Here is a 16,794-nt window from a genome sequence, read left to right on the forward strand (position 1 = left end):
ACATGGGGACATCCTGATGAATTCTCGTCATTGCAGCTCACGATATCCGACGCAAGAATCAGGGTTTCCCCTCTTTTGCCAGTTCTAGGCAAAAGAGGGATAAGTTACTTCCAATTATCGTTAAGCAAAACCAAGATATGTGAGCGGTTTAATCTAAATCAGCCCGTGTGATGGAAGTTGCATCAACGCCCAGCATGGTTGCAACTCGGCTCCTATTGGCAAGAACTAGGGTGTTGTTCCCCTGCTGCCGAAATACCAGATCGTTAAACTCTAGACGACCGCCAATGCCTAGTTCGTCTACTCCATCCTGAAAATCGCGGATGATATCATTACCGTTGCTTTCCAGGACAAATGTGTCTCGGCCACGACCACCAATGAGGATATCCCTTCCAGCTCCGCCACGCAGATCATCATTGCCGTCACCACCGCGCAACGTGTCGTTGCCATTGTTGCCGAAGAGGTCGTCGTCACCGGCTCCACCCACTAAGATATCGTTGCCGTTACCGCCGAAGAGATCATCATCGCCTCCAAGACCAAATAGGCGATCGTTTCCTCCCCCTCCTCGAATATCATCAGACCGTCCGGTGCCGCGAATCACATTGTTGCGATTATCTCCAAAGAAGTCGCCACCGTCCCCATCGCCATCACCGTCCCCATCGCCATCACCGTCGCCGTCGCCGTCCCCATCACCGAAAAAGAACAAGGTTCTTGACACACTTTCATCTTCAAAAGCATCGCTTAGCGTTAATATATCTTTCATGTCATTTCGCTCCTTCATCAATCACGAATCTGTTACACATCAAAAATTGCTGCTATGGCAGTCACCATGCCGGGTAAGAAAGCCCTGGCATTGTGGAATACACCCTAAACATGTTTCCGCTCTAGCCTAGAAGACAAGCACAATAGAACTCATGCTCGGCAAAGAGCTAATCCGTCGCTAGTTGTGATGGAGAACGCATCAAAGTCACGAAGCTCAAATTCCCCAGTTACCGTGAGGCGATCGCCCACAGACACATAGCTAGCAGTATGGTCACCGCACAGATCCCACGAATCGACTCGAAGGACACGGTCACCTGCATTCAGGCGAAAGCCGTCTTCCCAAACCCGCTCTACGGTGCCGGTAAACGAGCCGCTGCTTTGAGCCTGGATGGTGGATGCGATGCCAACGGCAACCAGGCTGCTGACAAAAATTGAACCAACTGCGAATAATTTCATCATGCGTTCTCCAACTGCTCTACTACGCGGCTATTGATGGGTCGTTAGTTAGGCAATGGAACCCATCTCAACCGACTCAACTCAGTCTAGGAGGCGAGCTGTAAGAGGACGGTAGGAAAACGGTAAGAAACTTCTTACTCTTGCTCAGAACAAAAGGCAGAATCACGCCTGAATCTATTGACTGGGTAATGTGACAGTAACGGTTGTACCATGACCCAGCCCGCTTTGAATCGCGATCGCTCCATGGTGGCGATGGACAATTTCTTGAGCGATCGCTAGCCCTAATCCAGTGCCTCCGATGGCGCGTGAGCGAGACTTTTCCACTCGATAGAATCGCTCGAACAGGTGGGATACATGCTCTGGAGGAATACCTATCCCGGTATCACTGACCATCACTTGGATAGAGCGATCGCCCGATAGTGCTGTGAGGGTGACTTGGCCATCATTGGCGGCATACTTTATGGCATTATCAAGCAAATTCAGAAACAGGCGAATCAAATGATCAGGACTGCCCTGAATATAAAGGTTGGACGCAATATGGGTCGAGAACTTGAGATGATGCAGCTCGGCAAGGGGCTGAACCTGTTCAGCGATCGCGGCCAATAGATCACTCAGATCGATCAACTCTAAGTTTAAGGCTAGATGATGCTGCTCAAGCTGCGACAACAGAAGAAGATCACTACTTAGACGAATCAGGCGATCGACTTCTTGTTCAATGGCTTGCAGGGTTTCTGCATAGTTTTCTGCTGTACGTTGCTGGCTCAGCGTCACATGCAGCCGTCCCTTGATAGCCGTGAGCGGTGTCCGTAGCTCGTGGGATGCATCCGCCGTAAACCGCTTTTCTCGTTCAAACGTGGCTTGTAGGGAGTCCAGCATGGTATCAAACATATTGGCCAATCGTTCTAGTTCATCGGTAACCCCCTGATAGCGAATGCGCTGCGTCAAATCACCACTAATTCTGACGCGCTCTGCCATTTCGGTAATTTGACCAATGGGTTTTAGGGCACGGTTTGCTAAAAATAAGCCGCCCAGCCCAACCATGCCAAGAATTAAAGGAATTTCAAATAAATGGTGCTTTAGCAGATCCCTTAATGTGGTGTCCACAGACTGCAATGAATGGGCAACTCTCAGCCATCCTGCTGGACGGTTATCCCGAGGCAAGATTTCTAGAATGTAAACACGCCATCGTTCATCAGCATTGATAATGGTCTTAAATCCAGGACTCAGTTGAGCTTGTAAGGGAAAGGTTAATGAGTCCCCCAAACGCTGGTTAATCACACCATTTTGATCTAACAAGTCAACCGAAACGCCTGCTTCATCGAGCAACGATGTCAATACGGGGGAGTCTTCTCGGGGATCAAAGGTTAGAACATCCACTTCATCATCAATATTTTTCAATGCCTGAATGGCAGTTACCTCTAGGGCACTATCGACTTGATCAAGTAAGGTTCGCCGAAACTCAACGTACATAAACCCATCAGAGATCAGCATGGAAATCCCTGCTAACAGGCTATACCAGGCGACTAGCCGTAATCGTAAATTTTGCCATGGCTTACGTTGCTTCATGATGAATCTATGACGATGAGACTCTACGGATCGGGAGAGCAAGGTTTGCTTTCAGCACTCATGCGATAGCCTACGCCTCGAATGGTGTGAATGAGAGAGTCCGACTCATCTCGATCAATTTTTCGACGCAGATAGCCGATGTACACATCAATGACTTTGAAGTCACCGTAAAAGTCAAAGCTCCAAACATGCTGGGCAATCTGGGTGCGGCTAAGAACCTGGTTAGGGTTTCGCATGAGGTATTCCAATAACGAAAACTCGCGGGGGCTGAGTTCAATGGAGCGATCGCCCCGTTTCACAAGTCGCTGGGCGGTATCCATCTCTAGATTACCAACCTGCAAGATCACATCAACTTGAAGGGGAGGACGTCTTAATAATGCCCGCAGCCGGGCTAGCAGTTCTGTAAAATCGAAGGGCTTAATTAGATAATCATCCGCCCCTGCATCGAGACCCAACACTCGGTCTTGCACGGTATTGCAAGCTGTCAACAGCAGTACGGGTGTCTGGATTCCCTGCTGACGTAAATGCTTTAACGTACTAATTCCATCCATCTTCGGCAACAGGATATCGAGGATGATTGCGTCATACTCGGCAGCGATCGCATAATCTATGCCTTGACAACCATCTTGGGCAACATCGACAGCATATCCTGCTTCGTTCAATCCCTGGTGGATGAATCGAGAAATACCAACATCATCTTCGACAAGCAACACGCGCATATCACAGGTTCGACCTAACTCAAAAGTCGGCGGTTCTATACAGCCATGGTACGCTGTGTTGGCGGTTCAACGACTATAGGGTTGCTCTATGCTCAATCCTGGGATCGCTCGGTAGTGCTTCACATTGAAGGTACAGAGGATTGCGTTACGTCCAACAGTACTAGCTGCAATCAAAGCATCAATCAGACCAACCTTATAGGACATATGATAAGCCGTAAAGTCAGATAGGGCGCGGGCGCAGTCAGCTTCAGTAGGCCAAACAATAGCTAACGGTGCTACAAGCTGCAGAACTTTACGCACTTGTTGCTTATTCTGAGCGTCTTGTATCAACTCCATCACCACAAAGCCAGGGATACCTGGCAGTTCAGGGAGAGAGGCAAACCAAGCAATTGCAGGCTCATAACCTCGCTGAATATCGATCATGACATCGGTATCGACTAGGTACATTGGCTACCTAATCCCGCTCACGGTGTTCGGCTTGGTCGCGCAACCTGTGTGCATACTTCTGGCTGTCGGTAATATTAGGTCGAGAGTTGATCACCCCAACGCTTTCCCAGTAGGTAACGAGGTCTAGCCCTGTCTTGGGGGGATTCTGAAGCAAGGGGCGAAAGGAGAGAACGCGAAGAATATACTCGGACAGAGGCAGCTTAAGCTGAGAAGCCTCAGTAGCAAGCTCATGTTCTAGCTCTGATGGTAGATCTAAAGGGATAGTCATAGCATAGGCTCCTCTTAACTATGCGGTTAGTAGATAACACCGTGATTCTTTTCAGCACAGCCTTGGCAGATGTCATCATTATTTATCCAACTACAGCAGCCCTAGTTTTTCCAGAACGGGGCGAGTGGAGACCACATGGCGGTCTAATCCCAGATCCTTGGGTGATACCCCGAGAGCTAGAGCGACGAGCTGGGGTAGGTGCAAAATGGGTAGGTCAAGCGATCGCCCCATCACCTTCGCCACCTCCGGCTGTCGTGAGTCGAGATTGAGATGACAGAGCGGGCAAGGCGTGACAATACAGTCCGCCCCGGCAGCGATCGCTTCTTGGAGATGCGACCCCGCCATTTTGAAGGAATTGGTCGTGTCATAGCTGGAAATCGGCCAGCCGCAGCACTGGGTGCGTCCTGCATAGTAAATAGGCGTTGCTCCCACAGCTCGGAAGACCCGTTCCATGGATTCTGGCGCGTGGGGATCGTCGTGGGGCAGATGTTTCTGGGCCCGTAGCAGGTAGCAACCGTAGAACGCCGCACAGTTCAGGCCCGACAGCGCCCGAGTCACCCGTTTCTGCAACGCTTCCACGCCATAGTCTCCCACCAAAGCCCAAAGGATATGGGTGACGCGGCTACTGCCTTGGTAGGGTGAGCAGCCTTCTTGTTTCAGCAGACCGTTAATTTGGTTGAGGTAGGCCGGATCCTGTTGCTGCGCCTCCTTCAGCCGTTCATCCACATGGCCCATCACCCCTTGGCAGGTGCTGCAGTGGGTGAGCAACGGTAGATTGAGCGATTCCGCTAGGGCAATGTTGCGGGCATTCACCGTATCTTCCAGCAGTTGCGACTCTTCCTTAAAAGTCCCCGACCCGCAGCAGGCAGCTTTTTTGAGTTCAATCAGTTCGATGCCCAAGGCTTGGGAGAGGGCCTGGGTGGATTGGTGGAGTTCGCGGCAGGCCCCTTGGGCGACGCAGCCGGGATAGTAGGCATACTTGAGTGACATGGGTTCAGCGATCGCAGAGTGTTCTCATCAGGACTGGACGGCAGGCGGGACATTGCCCATGAGAGCCGCTGGTCTCTCCTATCTTCCTCCACAAGTTTGACGTTGGGGAATATCCTTATAGTCCCTTAACGTTGATGGCTATGCCGCTGTCTTGGAGCACTGCAGTCATGATCGGGTTGGCATGGACAGGAGAGCACGAAGCATACGCCTTGGATGCAGGCGATCGCCCTGATGCTTGCGACACGATATCGTCGTTATAAGTTGAATTCTTATCTCTGTTTGATGCACCATTATCAGAGGATGCATGAGCTGATGACGCTTCAAGAGCCTATAGCTAAGTCACTTGAGATAAGTAAAAGCGTGCTTAATCTCATGAGCTGCCTATACCTGTGCCATTCTTGAAAGTATCCTCCGATCGCCCCCCAATACACGCAGGAAATCTTAGGGTAGAGTCATGTATCTAACAGGACTGCACTCGCCGGATTGGCACAACAAGCTACAACCGCTGGTGAGCCTGACGCTATGAGTACCATGTCATGAACCGACGTTTTTTAGGATTACTGGGAGCGATCGCTCTTTTATCTACCGCCTGTGGAGGGTCACCGGAGCCAGATGTCTCGGCCCCGCCGCCGCCCCCGGAGTCGGAAGCTGTGCAAGACGAACCCGCCGATGAACCTGCTGACGATCTAGCTACGTCAGTGCCGGCTGAACCCGCCCCGTCTTCTCCCCAGATCAGCGATCGCCCCTCGGTAGACGAGACCCAGGTTGATCCCCTAGCGGACACCACCGTGATTCCCGGTGAGCGCGTGGGGCCCATCACCCGCGACACCAATCGCCAGCAGCTTGCCGCCATCTTTGGCGAAGACCAGCTCCGCGATGAGGCCATCGCTGTGGGGGAAGGCTTTGAGGAGCCAGGCACTTGGGTGGAGTTGGAGGATGGGCGATCGCTGGCAATTATCTGGACAGATGAGACGCGATCGCGCCCCTTTGAGGTTCGGGAGTTAGGCCCTGCCTGGCACACGCCAGAAGGTGTGCATACCGGCATGGATTTGGCAGAGCTGAGACAGGTTTTGGGGGATTTCCAGTTCTATGGGTTCGCCTGGGACTACGGCGGCACCATTCAACTGGATAACAGCCGGCTGGATGCCTACCGCAATGTCCTGTACCTACGGATGCGCCCTTCCCACAATGAGATGAGCCTTTATGAAGGAGACTATCCGATCATGGGCGATACCCTGTTTCCCTCGGATCATCCGCGTTTAGATGAGGTGGAGCCGGTGGTTCACAGTATGATCGTGGTGCTCAATCCCCATGACTGGAGTGATTAGGCAACACCGGCGCAAAGTCTGTCAACATGCCGTAGGTCAGCCAGATGGCTAAGGCCCGCAGGTAGTGACAGGCGCGGAAGGTGCCCACGGCGGTGATGGCTTCTGGCGTGCGGAACTGCAGCCCGTTGGTATAGATCTGTTTGACGACGGCCTCCGTCATGCGCAGGGCTTCGTCTCGCAGGTTCATTTGCACCAAAAAGGCGGCGAGGCCAAAGTTGATGCCTGTCCACACTTCTAGGGGATGGGTGTCGTCTGGATTCATAGGCGAACCATCGGGACGCAGACCATTGGCCGCGCCGAATTGGCCATTGTGGAAGCGCATGAAACAGGCTTCGTACACCATTTCAAGGGCAGACTGGGCGCAGTCGCTAGGCACGATATCGGGTAGACCCAGCAGGCGGGCATAGAACTGACCGCAAAGCTGATCCGCCATGACCACATCGGAGCCGCTGCCGGTGTCCAAGCGGTAATAGCGACCATTCCATAGCGCTTCTTGGTACAGGGGTTTAGCCTGAGCTAGCCAGGTTTGGTACTGCGAGATTGGGTCGGCGGGACGGGGGGCGACTTCCCCAGCTTCCTCCAAGACTTGACCGATGGCGATCGCTGCTTCCAAGGCCGCCAGCCAGAGGCCGCCGCAGTAGGCACTAATGCCCTTGAGCCGCCAGTCGTCAAAGGTTTGATCCGGTGCTCCAGAGTTTTCGGGAATGCCGTCGCCGTCGTGGTCGAAGCCTTTGAGATAGTCGAGGGCGCTGACCACCGAGGGCCAGCAGTCTCTGAGGAAGGCCAGATCGGTACTGCCGGTGAATAGAAAATCTCGATAGACCTGAAGCACGAAGTCGCTAGCCAGATCTTTCCACAGGTTGCAGTCTTGGTAGCTGGTGTAGTTGGTTTTTTCCCAGGGATGTTCGTTGGGGGCACCCAGGTCGTGGGGGGTGGCGTTGGCGGTTTTGCGCATCGCCATGGGACTTTCTGCGCCAATGGTGTAGTAGTAGCCAATCACCCGTGGGGTATCGTCGGCGCTGGGAATGGCTCGGGCGAAGGCGCGCATCACGGCTTTTTCTAGGTCGGGCCACAGCAGCAGCAGCGACCATGAGGCATGGAGGCGTACGTCTAAGCTTTCATACCAGCGATAGTCTAAGCATTCCGCGACGGCAAACTGCCCCACCGGATCGCGATCGCTGGCCGCACTCCAGAGGCTGGCTCCGCTACAGAGATCGTAGAGTTCGTTAAACAGCGCCATTTTGAACCAATTGGGCAGATCCTCTCGGTCAAGAATCGGCTGTTGCCAGTCCTGGATCTGCTGCTGCCAGGTGGCATAGTGATCCAGCGCCGTCTGAGCGATCGCCCAGGCCTGCCGCCCATCTGCGCCAAAAAAGTCTGTATAGCGCCGCAGATAGGTCACTCCCTGGGCAAATTCGGTCACCGGGACGTCCCAAGCGATCGCCATGGGTAGGGTACGACGCTCTCCCGGCGCAAGGGTGATGCGTAAGGCCATGGCAGCGGCAATCTGTTCTCCAGCAGCGGCGGGGGTAGGGTCGGCCACATTGGGCAGGGATCCATCGCGGGCAAAGCTGTCCCATAGCTCCGCGCCGTCGCCATCGGGATTCCAGCGGCTGTGGTAGAACACCTCGCAGTCGTTAGCTTGGGCAGCGATCGCCCATTGTCCATCACCCTCTTGGGGCTGCGCCGGTCGGTTGACCCGATCCATCACCCAGCCCACCCGTCCGGCAGTATCCATCGGCTGCCACTGGTTGCTATTGCCTTGGCTATCGCCCCAGCGCGGCTGGTAGTCATACACGGGGCTGCCGTCGTCTCGCATCCGCACCTCCGGCGTACTCTGCCCATTGGTAAACCAGCTCACCATATTCTGCCAGGTGACTAAAATGCTGAGGGTGAGGGGGGCATCGGTGGGATTCTCCAGCGTCCAGTGAAACACCGCCACCGGATAGCTGGTGTCTTGATAGTTGCCGGGTAAAATCGGCGAAAACTGCTCACAGGTGACTCGCGCCTGCAATGCCTCATAGACAAACCAACTGCGGGGATAGAGGGCATGGTAGTGTCCCGTTGGCTGCCCCTTGCTGCTGGCAGGGTAGGGTGTCCAAGCGCTGGGAACAGCGTCGGCTTCGGTACAAAGGGCGTAGGCTTGGGTTTGCTGGCCAGACTGTTCAAACAGGCCGAACTGACAGGCTGGCACCGAGCGAAACACATGCTCGCCGCCGTCAATATGCCAGAGATTGAAGTCTCCCCGAGGCGATCGCCCCATACAGCCTGCCCCAAAGCCACCCAACGGCATCCCATGCCAAGGGCCATCGTCGAGATTGCTGGCGTAGCGAACGGTGTAAGGATTAGTCCAGCCCAGCCCAAGGGGCCGCTGCCAGCTACAGCTTGGAATCATGCCTGAAGACCCGCGAATGATCCCCCCGATTTTACCGCCATCTGATGAGCGATTCAGCGATCGCTCCCTGGTTGATAGTAAAGTCGGAACTTTGGCAGCGGTGCTGCGTCATAAGGTCAGAGAAGGACAGCGCTGATCAACCAAGGTGCAGGGACTTAGGCTGCTGATGAATTCAAGGCGGCAGTACTAGCCTCTCCGTAATGCTTCTGAGGCAGCACGTTTTAGATCAGCCAAGCATCTTCATACAAGCTTTATAGAAGCCTCATGATTTTTACATCGAGCTATCCGTGGATTTGCGGTTAGCCCGTGTATTTACGGATGTATGGGCAGCTTAACCTATGGGAATTTAGTAGGCGTGATCATCAAGCGATCGCTTGGGGTTGGTTGAAGCGATCGCTCGATCATAGGTGACGGGTGCTGAGATATAGCTATGCCAACGGCGCGCCCTCTAGGAAGGCGAACAAGATGGGCAAGATTCTGCTTGACTAGAGAGCCCTAGTGCCGTCTTAAGCAAGGTGGCAATTAAGGTTCTAGTTGCGATCGCGACCAGTCCTGGGATCGCTGAGTCATGTCTGCTGGCGCACAGTTCTGAAAGCCATGCAGCCGGTTGTAGCTGCCGTCTGTTCCAACTTGCACACAGCGGACATTGTTAAACAGGCATTCCAAAACCCCTAGCGTAATAAAACTAGTGGCAGCCGCGATGGTCAGGAGTAAGCCAATCTCTCGCCAATCGATTTTCCTTGTCACAAGCTCTCTAGTCATGGTTCTATTAGACGCTACTGATTACGTACGGTCTTCACCCCATGGAGCTGGACAACAACATCACATTCCAATTCGGGATTGCATGGTGGATTCTTACTCATTGGCTCCATGATGATAGATGTCGCAGCGAGAGAAAGGAGTGCAATCATTGCAGCAAACGCGTATTTCATTGTCCTAGCCCTGTGTAGATGCAAGACCCAACTCAACAGTGCAGGATTTATGAAGACCAATCAATCGCAATTCTTCTGATCTTTGATAGAGAGAACGTCTTGGCCTAGGGGCAGATTGGGCTCCGTATCTCCGCATAGGTTCAGAAAATATGCGGAGATACGTCCTAGTTTTATCAATGAATGACATTGCGTAACGCACTAGCCATTTTTGAGCGTTCACTCTACAGTAGTAGTTAGATGATGGTGGCACAGGATACCTGTGCGCTTCTTAAAGATCTTGAAATTGCTAGACCAACGGTCTCTCACAAGTCCTTATCCTTACAACCGATTCACATAGCCTGGGGGTAAGGCCGTGAAAGGGATGACACGCTGTTGTTTGGTATCTCCTAATTTCACTGGTAACATAGCACGGCCTTGAATGAATTCAATGAAGGCACTTACCCCTCATGGCTATGATCCCGCACTAGGGTTTGAGGGGCAGTGCCCCTTGTTTTAAGTGCAACGTCGCTACGGCACCATTGCTCCTTATGGATGGAGAAGCGTCAACCTGCTCCTGCCAAGATCGGGGATAGGCCGATGGAGCGATCGCCCGTACTATCCAAGGTTCATCGCCATCTTGTCTGCGCGCCAACGGTCGGCCTATCGCGCCAAGCTAGGTCGAAGAAATACTCATATCAAGAATTCCCTAGTACTCTGAGGCGGACGTAGCCCGCCTATGTGCTGAGGCGGGCTACTTTGTGCATCCTGGAACTTCTTTTCATTCTTCTGTCTTCGTTCTTCTGTCTTCGTTCCTCTATCTTGCGGTACTTGTTAGGCGACTCCGTTGTAGCTAGGCGTGACCTCGCTAGCAAAGACATCTTCGGCAAACATGATCTTCAAACTATCGAGATAGGTTGAACACTTGATGAATTGGGCTGTGTCTAGACACTGGGCAAATTCATGATCCATTAGCGTTAGCATGTAGCGCACTAGCTCCCAACGCACATTCAGCATGGGGTATAGCATCACGCAGAGGGGAAACAGCTCTTGCTGCACGATGCTGATGTTATCTTCTAAAATGCAGACCCAAAGATAGGTTTGAAACATCTCTGCATCCCGCAGACTGGAGATTTTAACCTGCGGAGAATTGAGCGCACCACTATAGCAATGATGCTGGGGAAATGCCGCCATGACTTGATCGACAACCCGATGGGCGATCGCACTACTTTGGGGCAGGAGCTTTCTCACAAGCTGTAAATCTGTCGATTCATAGGAGTGCTGAGCAGCGGCATCATAGGCCCGTTGCAGGGGCATATAGAGATGATCATCGATAGCTTTGAAATAGAGTCGTAGAGCCTCTTGATCGTTGGTGGCTAGCTCCAGCAAAAACAGGCCGGTGTAGTGGAACTGCATGCTCACAAAGCCGATCACCCTTGGATCAACGAGGGTGTATTTCGCTCGAATATGCCCCAGAAGAGGCGAAATATTGACTGCAAATCGCTCAGGCGTGACGGATGAGACGTAGCTGATAAAGGCTTGATCGTAGATGTCATGGACATCCTTAGCGATCGCCCATGGGTTGATGAGGTTGGGCGGCAGTTGGTGGCGCTTAACTTGTTCTGCAAGTAAATGCTCTGTTTTACTCCACGCTCTTGCACTGACGGCCCGTAGCTCTTGTCGCAAATGGTCGGCAATATCGTAGCGAGAGGTTTGAGCGTTGGTTGGGAACGGCGAGGGTTGATGAACCTGTTGTACATAACGCTTAGCCCAAGCTTGGGAGAAGGAATGTAGCGACGAGGATACCCCAGACATCAACTCATCTTTATTGGGTAAATGCATAGTCTTTTTTTAATAGTGCTAAAGATTGTCTAAAAGAAATCTATTTAGTGATCTATATCACGGTTATTTCTAAATGAAAATCACTGCTGTTCGTTGCGATCGATGAATAGCAGTCTCTGCCGCCCTAGGGATGAATTTTAATAATTGTAACGTATCGATACAATTGCTCCTTGGGTGGGTAGCGATCGCCTGTTCATAAACGGCAACACTTTGCCATAAGCTGGAGATGGGCATTCCAAGCCTATGTTCAGAGTCCTCGTATCGCGATCGCCACCATGACTTACTACATTTCACCTCGTTTTCTGAATACCCTAGCGGTTCACATTACGAAGAATTTCCTAGACTTGCCTAATGTGCGGGTGCCGCTCATTTTGGGCATTCATGGGCGCAAGGGTGAGGGGAAGTCGTTTCAATGTGAATTGGTCTTTCAGAAAATGAAGATCAATGTGGTGCATATTTCCGGGGCAGAGTTGGAAAGTCCTGATGCGGGCGATCCAGCTCGGCTGGTGCGGCTGCGCTACCGTGAGGCAGCGGAACTGGTGCGGGTGCAGGGCAAGATGACGGTGCTGATGATCAATGATCTAGATGCGGGGGCCGGCCGCTTTGATGGCGGTACGCAGTACACCGTCAATACGCAGTTGGTCAACGGCACGCTGATGAACATTGCGGATAATCCCACGAATGTGCAGTTGCCAGGGAGCTACGATGAACGGCCGATTCAGCGGATTCCGATTTTGGTGACGGGGAATGATTTGTCTACGCTCTATGCGCCGCTGATCCGGGATGGTCGGATGGTGAAGTTCTACTGGGAGCCGGATCGCAGCGATCGCCTGGGTATTGTCAGCGGTATTTTTGAGGGCGATCGCCTCTCAACTGCGGAGATTGAGAAGTTGGTAGACCTGTATCCCAAGCAGTCGATTGACTTCTTCAGTGCGTTGCGATCGCGGATTTATGACGAACAAATCCAGCGGTTCATTCACGACATTGGGCTGGAACGGGTGTCTCAGCGCGTGGTGAATAGTAAGGAGGGGCCGCCCACGTTCCCCAAGCCTGACTTTAACTTTGAGCATTTGCAAGGCCATGCCCAGGCGTTGATCATGGAACAAGATCGGGTACGGCAGATGCGCTTGGTGCGGGAATATAACCAGGGTTTGGGGCGATCGCAGCTTGCGGATGAACCCGATGTGTCGCCCCTGCCATCAACCCCAGCTCCCCCGTCAGTTCCTCCGTCAGCTTCTACATCCACACCGTCTACGCCATCGACCGCAGCTGAGCAACCCGATCATGCTGGGCTGAACGGTGCATCTGCGCGTCTTGATCCAGAGGTGTGCGAGCAAGTGCAGCGTCTGGTGAACCAAGGCTGTTGCATTGGTCTAGAGCATGTGGACGCTCGGCGGTTTCGCATGAATTCTTGGCAGAGCGGCCCATCCATTACGGCGGGGTCAGGGCGGGAGGCGATCGCCCAACTGGAGCAAAGCCTGGCCCAATATCCCAAGGAGTATGTGCGCATCATTGGCATCGATCCAGCGTCTAAAACGCGGGTGATGGAAGTGATGGTGCAGCGTCCGTCCTAGGCGCGACCTGCCGGCAGCAGGGATGAGGTGCGGGCTTGGAAGCCAGCCTGGGTGAGGGCCGCCACGGCCTGGTGAGAATCATGGACGCGGAACTGGGCTCCGAAACGCACCAGTTGCCGCTGTCCGTTGGCTCCCACGCTGGCAACCACGGATACCCGTGCCCCATCGTCTTCTGCGCCCCGCTGCTGCTTGAGGATTTCCCGCAGGTGGTTGCGCTGAGCAATATCGTTGGCTGTATCCAGCGACAGGTCGATCATCACCAACTGCACCGCTTCAATGGGCTCAGCGTCTTCAACGATCAGCTGAATGCGGCGGTCATCGCGCCGATCCGCCTTGCCCCAGACCATCAGGCGAGCATCAGGTTCGATTAAATGACCGATGCGCTCAAAGGATTTGGGAAAGACCACTCCTTCTACTTGGCCAGACAGATCCTCCAGTTGGATAATCGCCATGCGATCGCCCTTCTTGGTGATCACGGGCTTGACACTGACCAGCATGACAATAGCGCTGATGGTTTCATTATCTTTTTCTGCTGACGCGCGCTCTGCCAGTTGACTCAGGTTGATGGGAGCTAAAACTTTGGCCGATTGCTGAATGTCTTTCAACGGATGGTCGGAAATATAGAAGCCGATGAGTTCCTTTTCTAGCTTCAGCTTTTCCTGCTGGGGATAGTCGTCTACTGGGGGCGCAGTGGGAGCCGATTCGAAGGTCTCGATCGCTGGATTGTCGGCCGTTTCTGCAAACATATCAAATAAATTACCTTGCCCAATGGCTCGATCCTTCGCCCGCGCCTGAGCCCAGTCTAAGATCAGGTCTAAATCGTCCATCAGTTGACGACGGTTGGGCTTGAGGCAGTCCAGCGCTCCAGATTGAATTAACGCCTCAATGGCTCGACGGTTCACGGCTCGTAGGTCAATGCGATCGCAGAGATCTGCCAGGGACTTAAACTCGCCGCCCTGGTCTCGTTGTTCAAGCAGACTTTCGATCGCTCCCTGTCCAGCATGGCGCACCGCCGATAGCCCAAATAAAATCCGATCTTGCAAGGGCGTGAAGTCTAGCCCCGAACGGTTGATGTTGGGGGGGTCTACCTGGATGCCCATCTTGTGGCAGGTGCTGATGTAGCCATGCACCTTTTCCTGATCGCCGCTGTTGGCCGTCAGCAGCGCCGCCATGTATTCAACCGGATAGTTGGCTTTGAGGTAGGCGGTTTGGTAGGTGACATAGCCATAGGCTGTGGAGTGGGATTTGTTGAAGCAGTATTCAGCAAACTGCACCATCTGATCCCACAGAGCTTCCGCCACTTTTTTATCTACCTTATTGCCTTCCGCACCTTCCACAAACGTGGCTTGGTGCTTCTGCATTTCCGACATTTTTTTCTTACCCATAGCCCGCCGCAGCAGGTCGGCTTGCCCGAGGGAATAGCCGCCCATATCCTGGGCAATTTTCATGATCTGCTCTTGGTAGACCATGATGCCGTAGGTTTCTTTCAAAATAGGGCGGAGAATTTCATGGGCATAGTCGATCACCTCTCGACCGTGCTTACGGTTGATGAACTTGGGAATCAGACCGGCATCTAACGGCCCCGGTCGGTAGAGAGCGAGCACTGAGGAAATATCTTCCAACCCCGAAGGCTTGAGATCTCGGACAATCTGCCGCATCCCCGAGGATTCTAGCTGGAAGATACCGCCTAGTTCTCCCTGGGCCAGCAGTTGGTAGGTTTTGGGATCATCAAGGGGCAAATGGTCGAGATCAATGCTCTTATTCTGGGTATGCTGCACCAAGTCCACGGTTTTTTGGATCATGGTGAGGTTTTTCAGCCCCAAAAAGTCCATTTTCAGCAGCCCCATGGCCTCGATGTCTTCCATGTAGTATTGGGTGATCACCGCGCCGTCATTATTGCGCTGCAGCGGCACCACTTCATCCAGAGGCTCGGAGGAGATCACCACCCCCGCCGCATGGACGCCAAAGGTCTTGTTCATCCCTTCAATGCGCATAGCCATGTCTACCCAGCGTTTGACCTTGGCATCGCTATCGTATTTTTCCTTGAACTCCGCTGCCGGCGTTTCCTCCGAAATCATCGCCTCGAGCTTGGCCGGCTTGCCCCGAGAGACAGGAATCAGCTTGGCCATGCGATCGCTCTCCCCGTAGGGAATATCCAGCACCCGCGCCACGTCCTTGAGCACCGCCTTGGAGGTCATGCGGTTGAAGGTAATAATTTGGGCAACGCGATCGCTGCCATATTTCTCGGTCACATATTGGATCACCTCATCCCGGCGATCGATGCAGAAGTCGGTATCAATATCTGGCATGGACTTCCGTTCAGGATTGAGGAAGCGCTCAAATAGCAGTCCATGGTGAACTGGATCAATGTTGGTGATGCCCAGCGCATAGGCTACCAAGGAGCCCGCCGCCGATCCTCGCCCAGGGCCCACGGGAATGTTGCGATCGCGGGCGAATTTAATATAGTCCCATACCACCAGGAAGTAGGTGGAAAAGCCCATCTGCTGCATCATTTGCAGTTCATACTCTAGGCGATCGCGATACTCTTCCGGTACGTCAGTCCGCTGACTAACGCTCAGCCGCCCCAGCAGCCCGTCCCAGGTCACTTCTTCTAGGTAGGTATCCGCTGTGTGATGGTCGGGAACGACATAGTTGGGGATGCGGGGTTCGCCCAAGAGTCCGGTATATTCGCTAACCTTGTCGGCCACCGTGACGGTATTGGCGATCGCTTCTTCAATCACATCATCGGTGAGATGATCGCGAAACAGGCGACGCATTTCATCGGCAGATTTCAGGTATTCCGTACCGCTGTAGCGCAGGCGTTTGTCTTCGGTGATCAGCTTGCCGGTTTGAATGCAGAGCAGCGCATCGTGGGCTTCCACATCGAAACAGGAAATGTAGTGGGAGTCGTTGGTGGCAATTAGTTGAATATCCAGCTCGCGGGCAATGCGGACAATTTCCACATTGACAATCCGGTCTTCCTGGGAACCGTGATCCTGCAGCTCTAGATAATAGTCGTCTCCAAACAGATCTTTATACCAGCGGGCCACCCGGCGGGCAATCTCAGGCTTGCCCTGCAAAATCGCTTGGGGCACCTCGCCGCCTAGGCAGGCGCTGGTGACAATCAGCCCTTCCCGATGTTTTTCCAGCAGATCTTTGTTGATGCAGGGGCGGGCAAAGATCCCCTTGCCTTGGTAGCCATCCAGATGGGAGAGCGTGGTGAGTTTCACCAGGTTTTTGTAGCCCTGGGTATTTTTAGCCAGCACTACTTGGTGATACTTGGGACGACGTTCCTGTTTCGTAATGTCGCCGTTGATCACATACATTTCATTGCCAATGATCGGCTTAATACCCCTGCCTTTGCAGACCTTCAACAGCTCGATCGCCCCATACATGACGCCGTGATCCGTGAGAGCGATCGCTGGCATGTCTAGCTCTATAGCCCGATCAATCAGTTGAGGCAGTTGGCTAGCCCCGTCGAGCAAGCTGTAGTCACTGTGGATATGTAGGCCAACAAAGGACATAGTTGTTCAAAAAAAAGA

Annotated in this window: 13 protein-coding genes; 2 read left to right on the forward strand and 11 right to left on the reverse strand. The window is 53.2% G+C overall.

The annotated features are described in order from the left end of the window. Positions 1–148: 148 nt before the first annotated feature. From JUJ53_RS25250 to JUJ53_RS20715, 7 genes are all read right to left on the reverse strand, one after another. Positions 149–760, reverse strand: coding sequence for a hypothetical protein (locus JUJ53_RS25250; RefSeq protein WP_275415819.1), 612 nt, complete (start codon positions 758–760; stop codon positions 149–151). Positions 761–909: 149 nt separating this feature from the next. Beyond that, positions 910–1,215 (reverse strand): hypothetical protein, encoded by a 306-nt coding sequence (locus tag JUJ53_RS20690; RefSeq protein ID WP_204153931.1) that lies wholly within the window; start codon positions 1,213–1,215, stop codon positions 910–912. Positions 1,216–1,389: 174 nt separating this feature from the next. Next, positions 1,390–2,706 (reverse strand): HAMP domain-containing sensor histidine kinase, encoded by a 1,317-nt coding sequence (locus JUJ53_RS20695; protein WP_239125250.1) that lies wholly within the window; start codon positions 2,704–2,706, stop codon positions 1,390–1,392. Positions 2,707–2,804: 98 nt separating this feature from the next. Beyond that, positions 2,805–3,500, reverse strand: coding sequence for a response regulator transcription factor (locus tag JUJ53_RS20700; RefSeq protein ID WP_204153932.1), 696 nt, complete (start codon positions 3,498–3,500; stop codon positions 2,805–2,807). Positions 3,501–3,566: 66 nt separating this feature from the next. Then, positions 3,567–3,947 (reverse strand): PIN domain-containing protein, encoded by a 381-nt coding sequence (locus JUJ53_RS20705; RefSeq protein WP_204153933.1) that lies wholly within the window; start codon positions 3,945–3,947, stop codon positions 3,567–3,569. 7 nt (positions 3,948–3,954) lie between these two features. Further along, a complete protein-coding gene (locus tag JUJ53_RS20710) occupies positions 3,955–4,215 on the reverse strand; it encodes a hypothetical protein (RefSeq protein WP_204153934.1) in 261 nt (86 codons plus the stop codon). 90 nt (positions 4,216–4,305) lie between these two features. After that, positions 4,306–5,205 (reverse strand): CoB--CoM heterodisulfide reductase iron-sulfur subunit B family protein, encoded by a 900-nt coding sequence (locus JUJ53_RS20715; RefSeq protein WP_204153935.1) that lies wholly within the window; start codon positions 5,203–5,205, stop codon positions 4,306–4,308. 536 nt (positions 5,206–5,741) lie between these two features. Here JUJ53_RS20715 and JUJ53_RS20720 point away from each other — a divergent pair. Beyond that, positions 5,742–6,533, forward strand: coding sequence for a hypothetical protein (locus JUJ53_RS20720; RefSeq protein ID WP_204153936.1), 792 nt, complete (start codon positions 5,742–5,744; stop codon positions 6,531–6,533). Here the strand turns inward: JUJ53_RS20720 and JUJ53_RS20725 are convergent. The 3 genes from JUJ53_RS20725 to JUJ53_RS20735 all read right to left on the reverse strand — a co-directional run bounded on the left by JUJ53_RS20725 (position 6,508) and on the right by JUJ53_RS20735 (position 11,678). Next, positions 6,508–8,928 (reverse strand): GH116 family glycosyl hydrolase, encoded by a 2,421-nt coding sequence (locus tag JUJ53_RS20725; protein ID WP_204153937.1) that lies wholly within the window; start codon positions 8,926–8,928, stop codon positions 6,508–6,510. The two genes, JUJ53_RS20720 and JUJ53_RS20725, sit on opposite strands and share 26 nt — an antisense overlap. Before the next feature lie 522 nt (positions 8,929–9,450). Further along, positions 9,451–9,690, reverse strand: a complete 240-nt coding sequence (locus JUJ53_RS20730) for a hypothetical protein (RefSeq protein WP_204153938.1) — start codon at positions 9,688–9,690, stop codon at positions 9,451–9,453. Between the two features lie 980 nt (positions 9,691–10,670). Continuing rightward, complete coding sequence (locus tag JUJ53_RS20735; protein WP_204153939.1) at positions 10,671–11,678, reverse strand: hypothetical protein; 1,008 nt, start codon at positions 11,676–11,678, stop codon at positions 10,671–10,673. Between the two features lie 275 nt (positions 11,679–11,953). Between JUJ53_RS20735 and JUJ53_RS20740 the strand changes: the two genes are divergently transcribed. Beyond that, the gene (locus JUJ53_RS20740; RefSeq protein ID WP_204153940.1) at positions 11,954–13,252 is read left to right on the forward strand and encodes a ribulose bisphosphate carboxylase small subunit; all 1,299 of its coding nucleotides are present in this window, start codon (positions 11,954–11,956) and stop codon (positions 13,250–13,252) included. On the opposite strand, the gene JUJ53_RS20745 is transcribed toward JUJ53_RS20740, so the two are convergent. Then, entirely contained in the window at positions 13,249–16,776 is a 3,528-nt protein-coding gene (locus JUJ53_RS20745; protein ID WP_204153941.1) for a DNA polymerase III subunit alpha, read from the reverse strand. The genes JUJ53_RS20740 and JUJ53_RS20745 overlap by 4 nt on opposite strands. Positions 16,777–16,794 lie beyond the last annotated feature (18 nt).

The sequence above is a fragment of the Leptolyngbya sp. CCY15150 genome (assembly GCF_016888135.1).
Classification (GTDB): Bacteria; Cyanobacteriota; Cyanobacteriia; order RECH01; family RECH01; genus RECH01.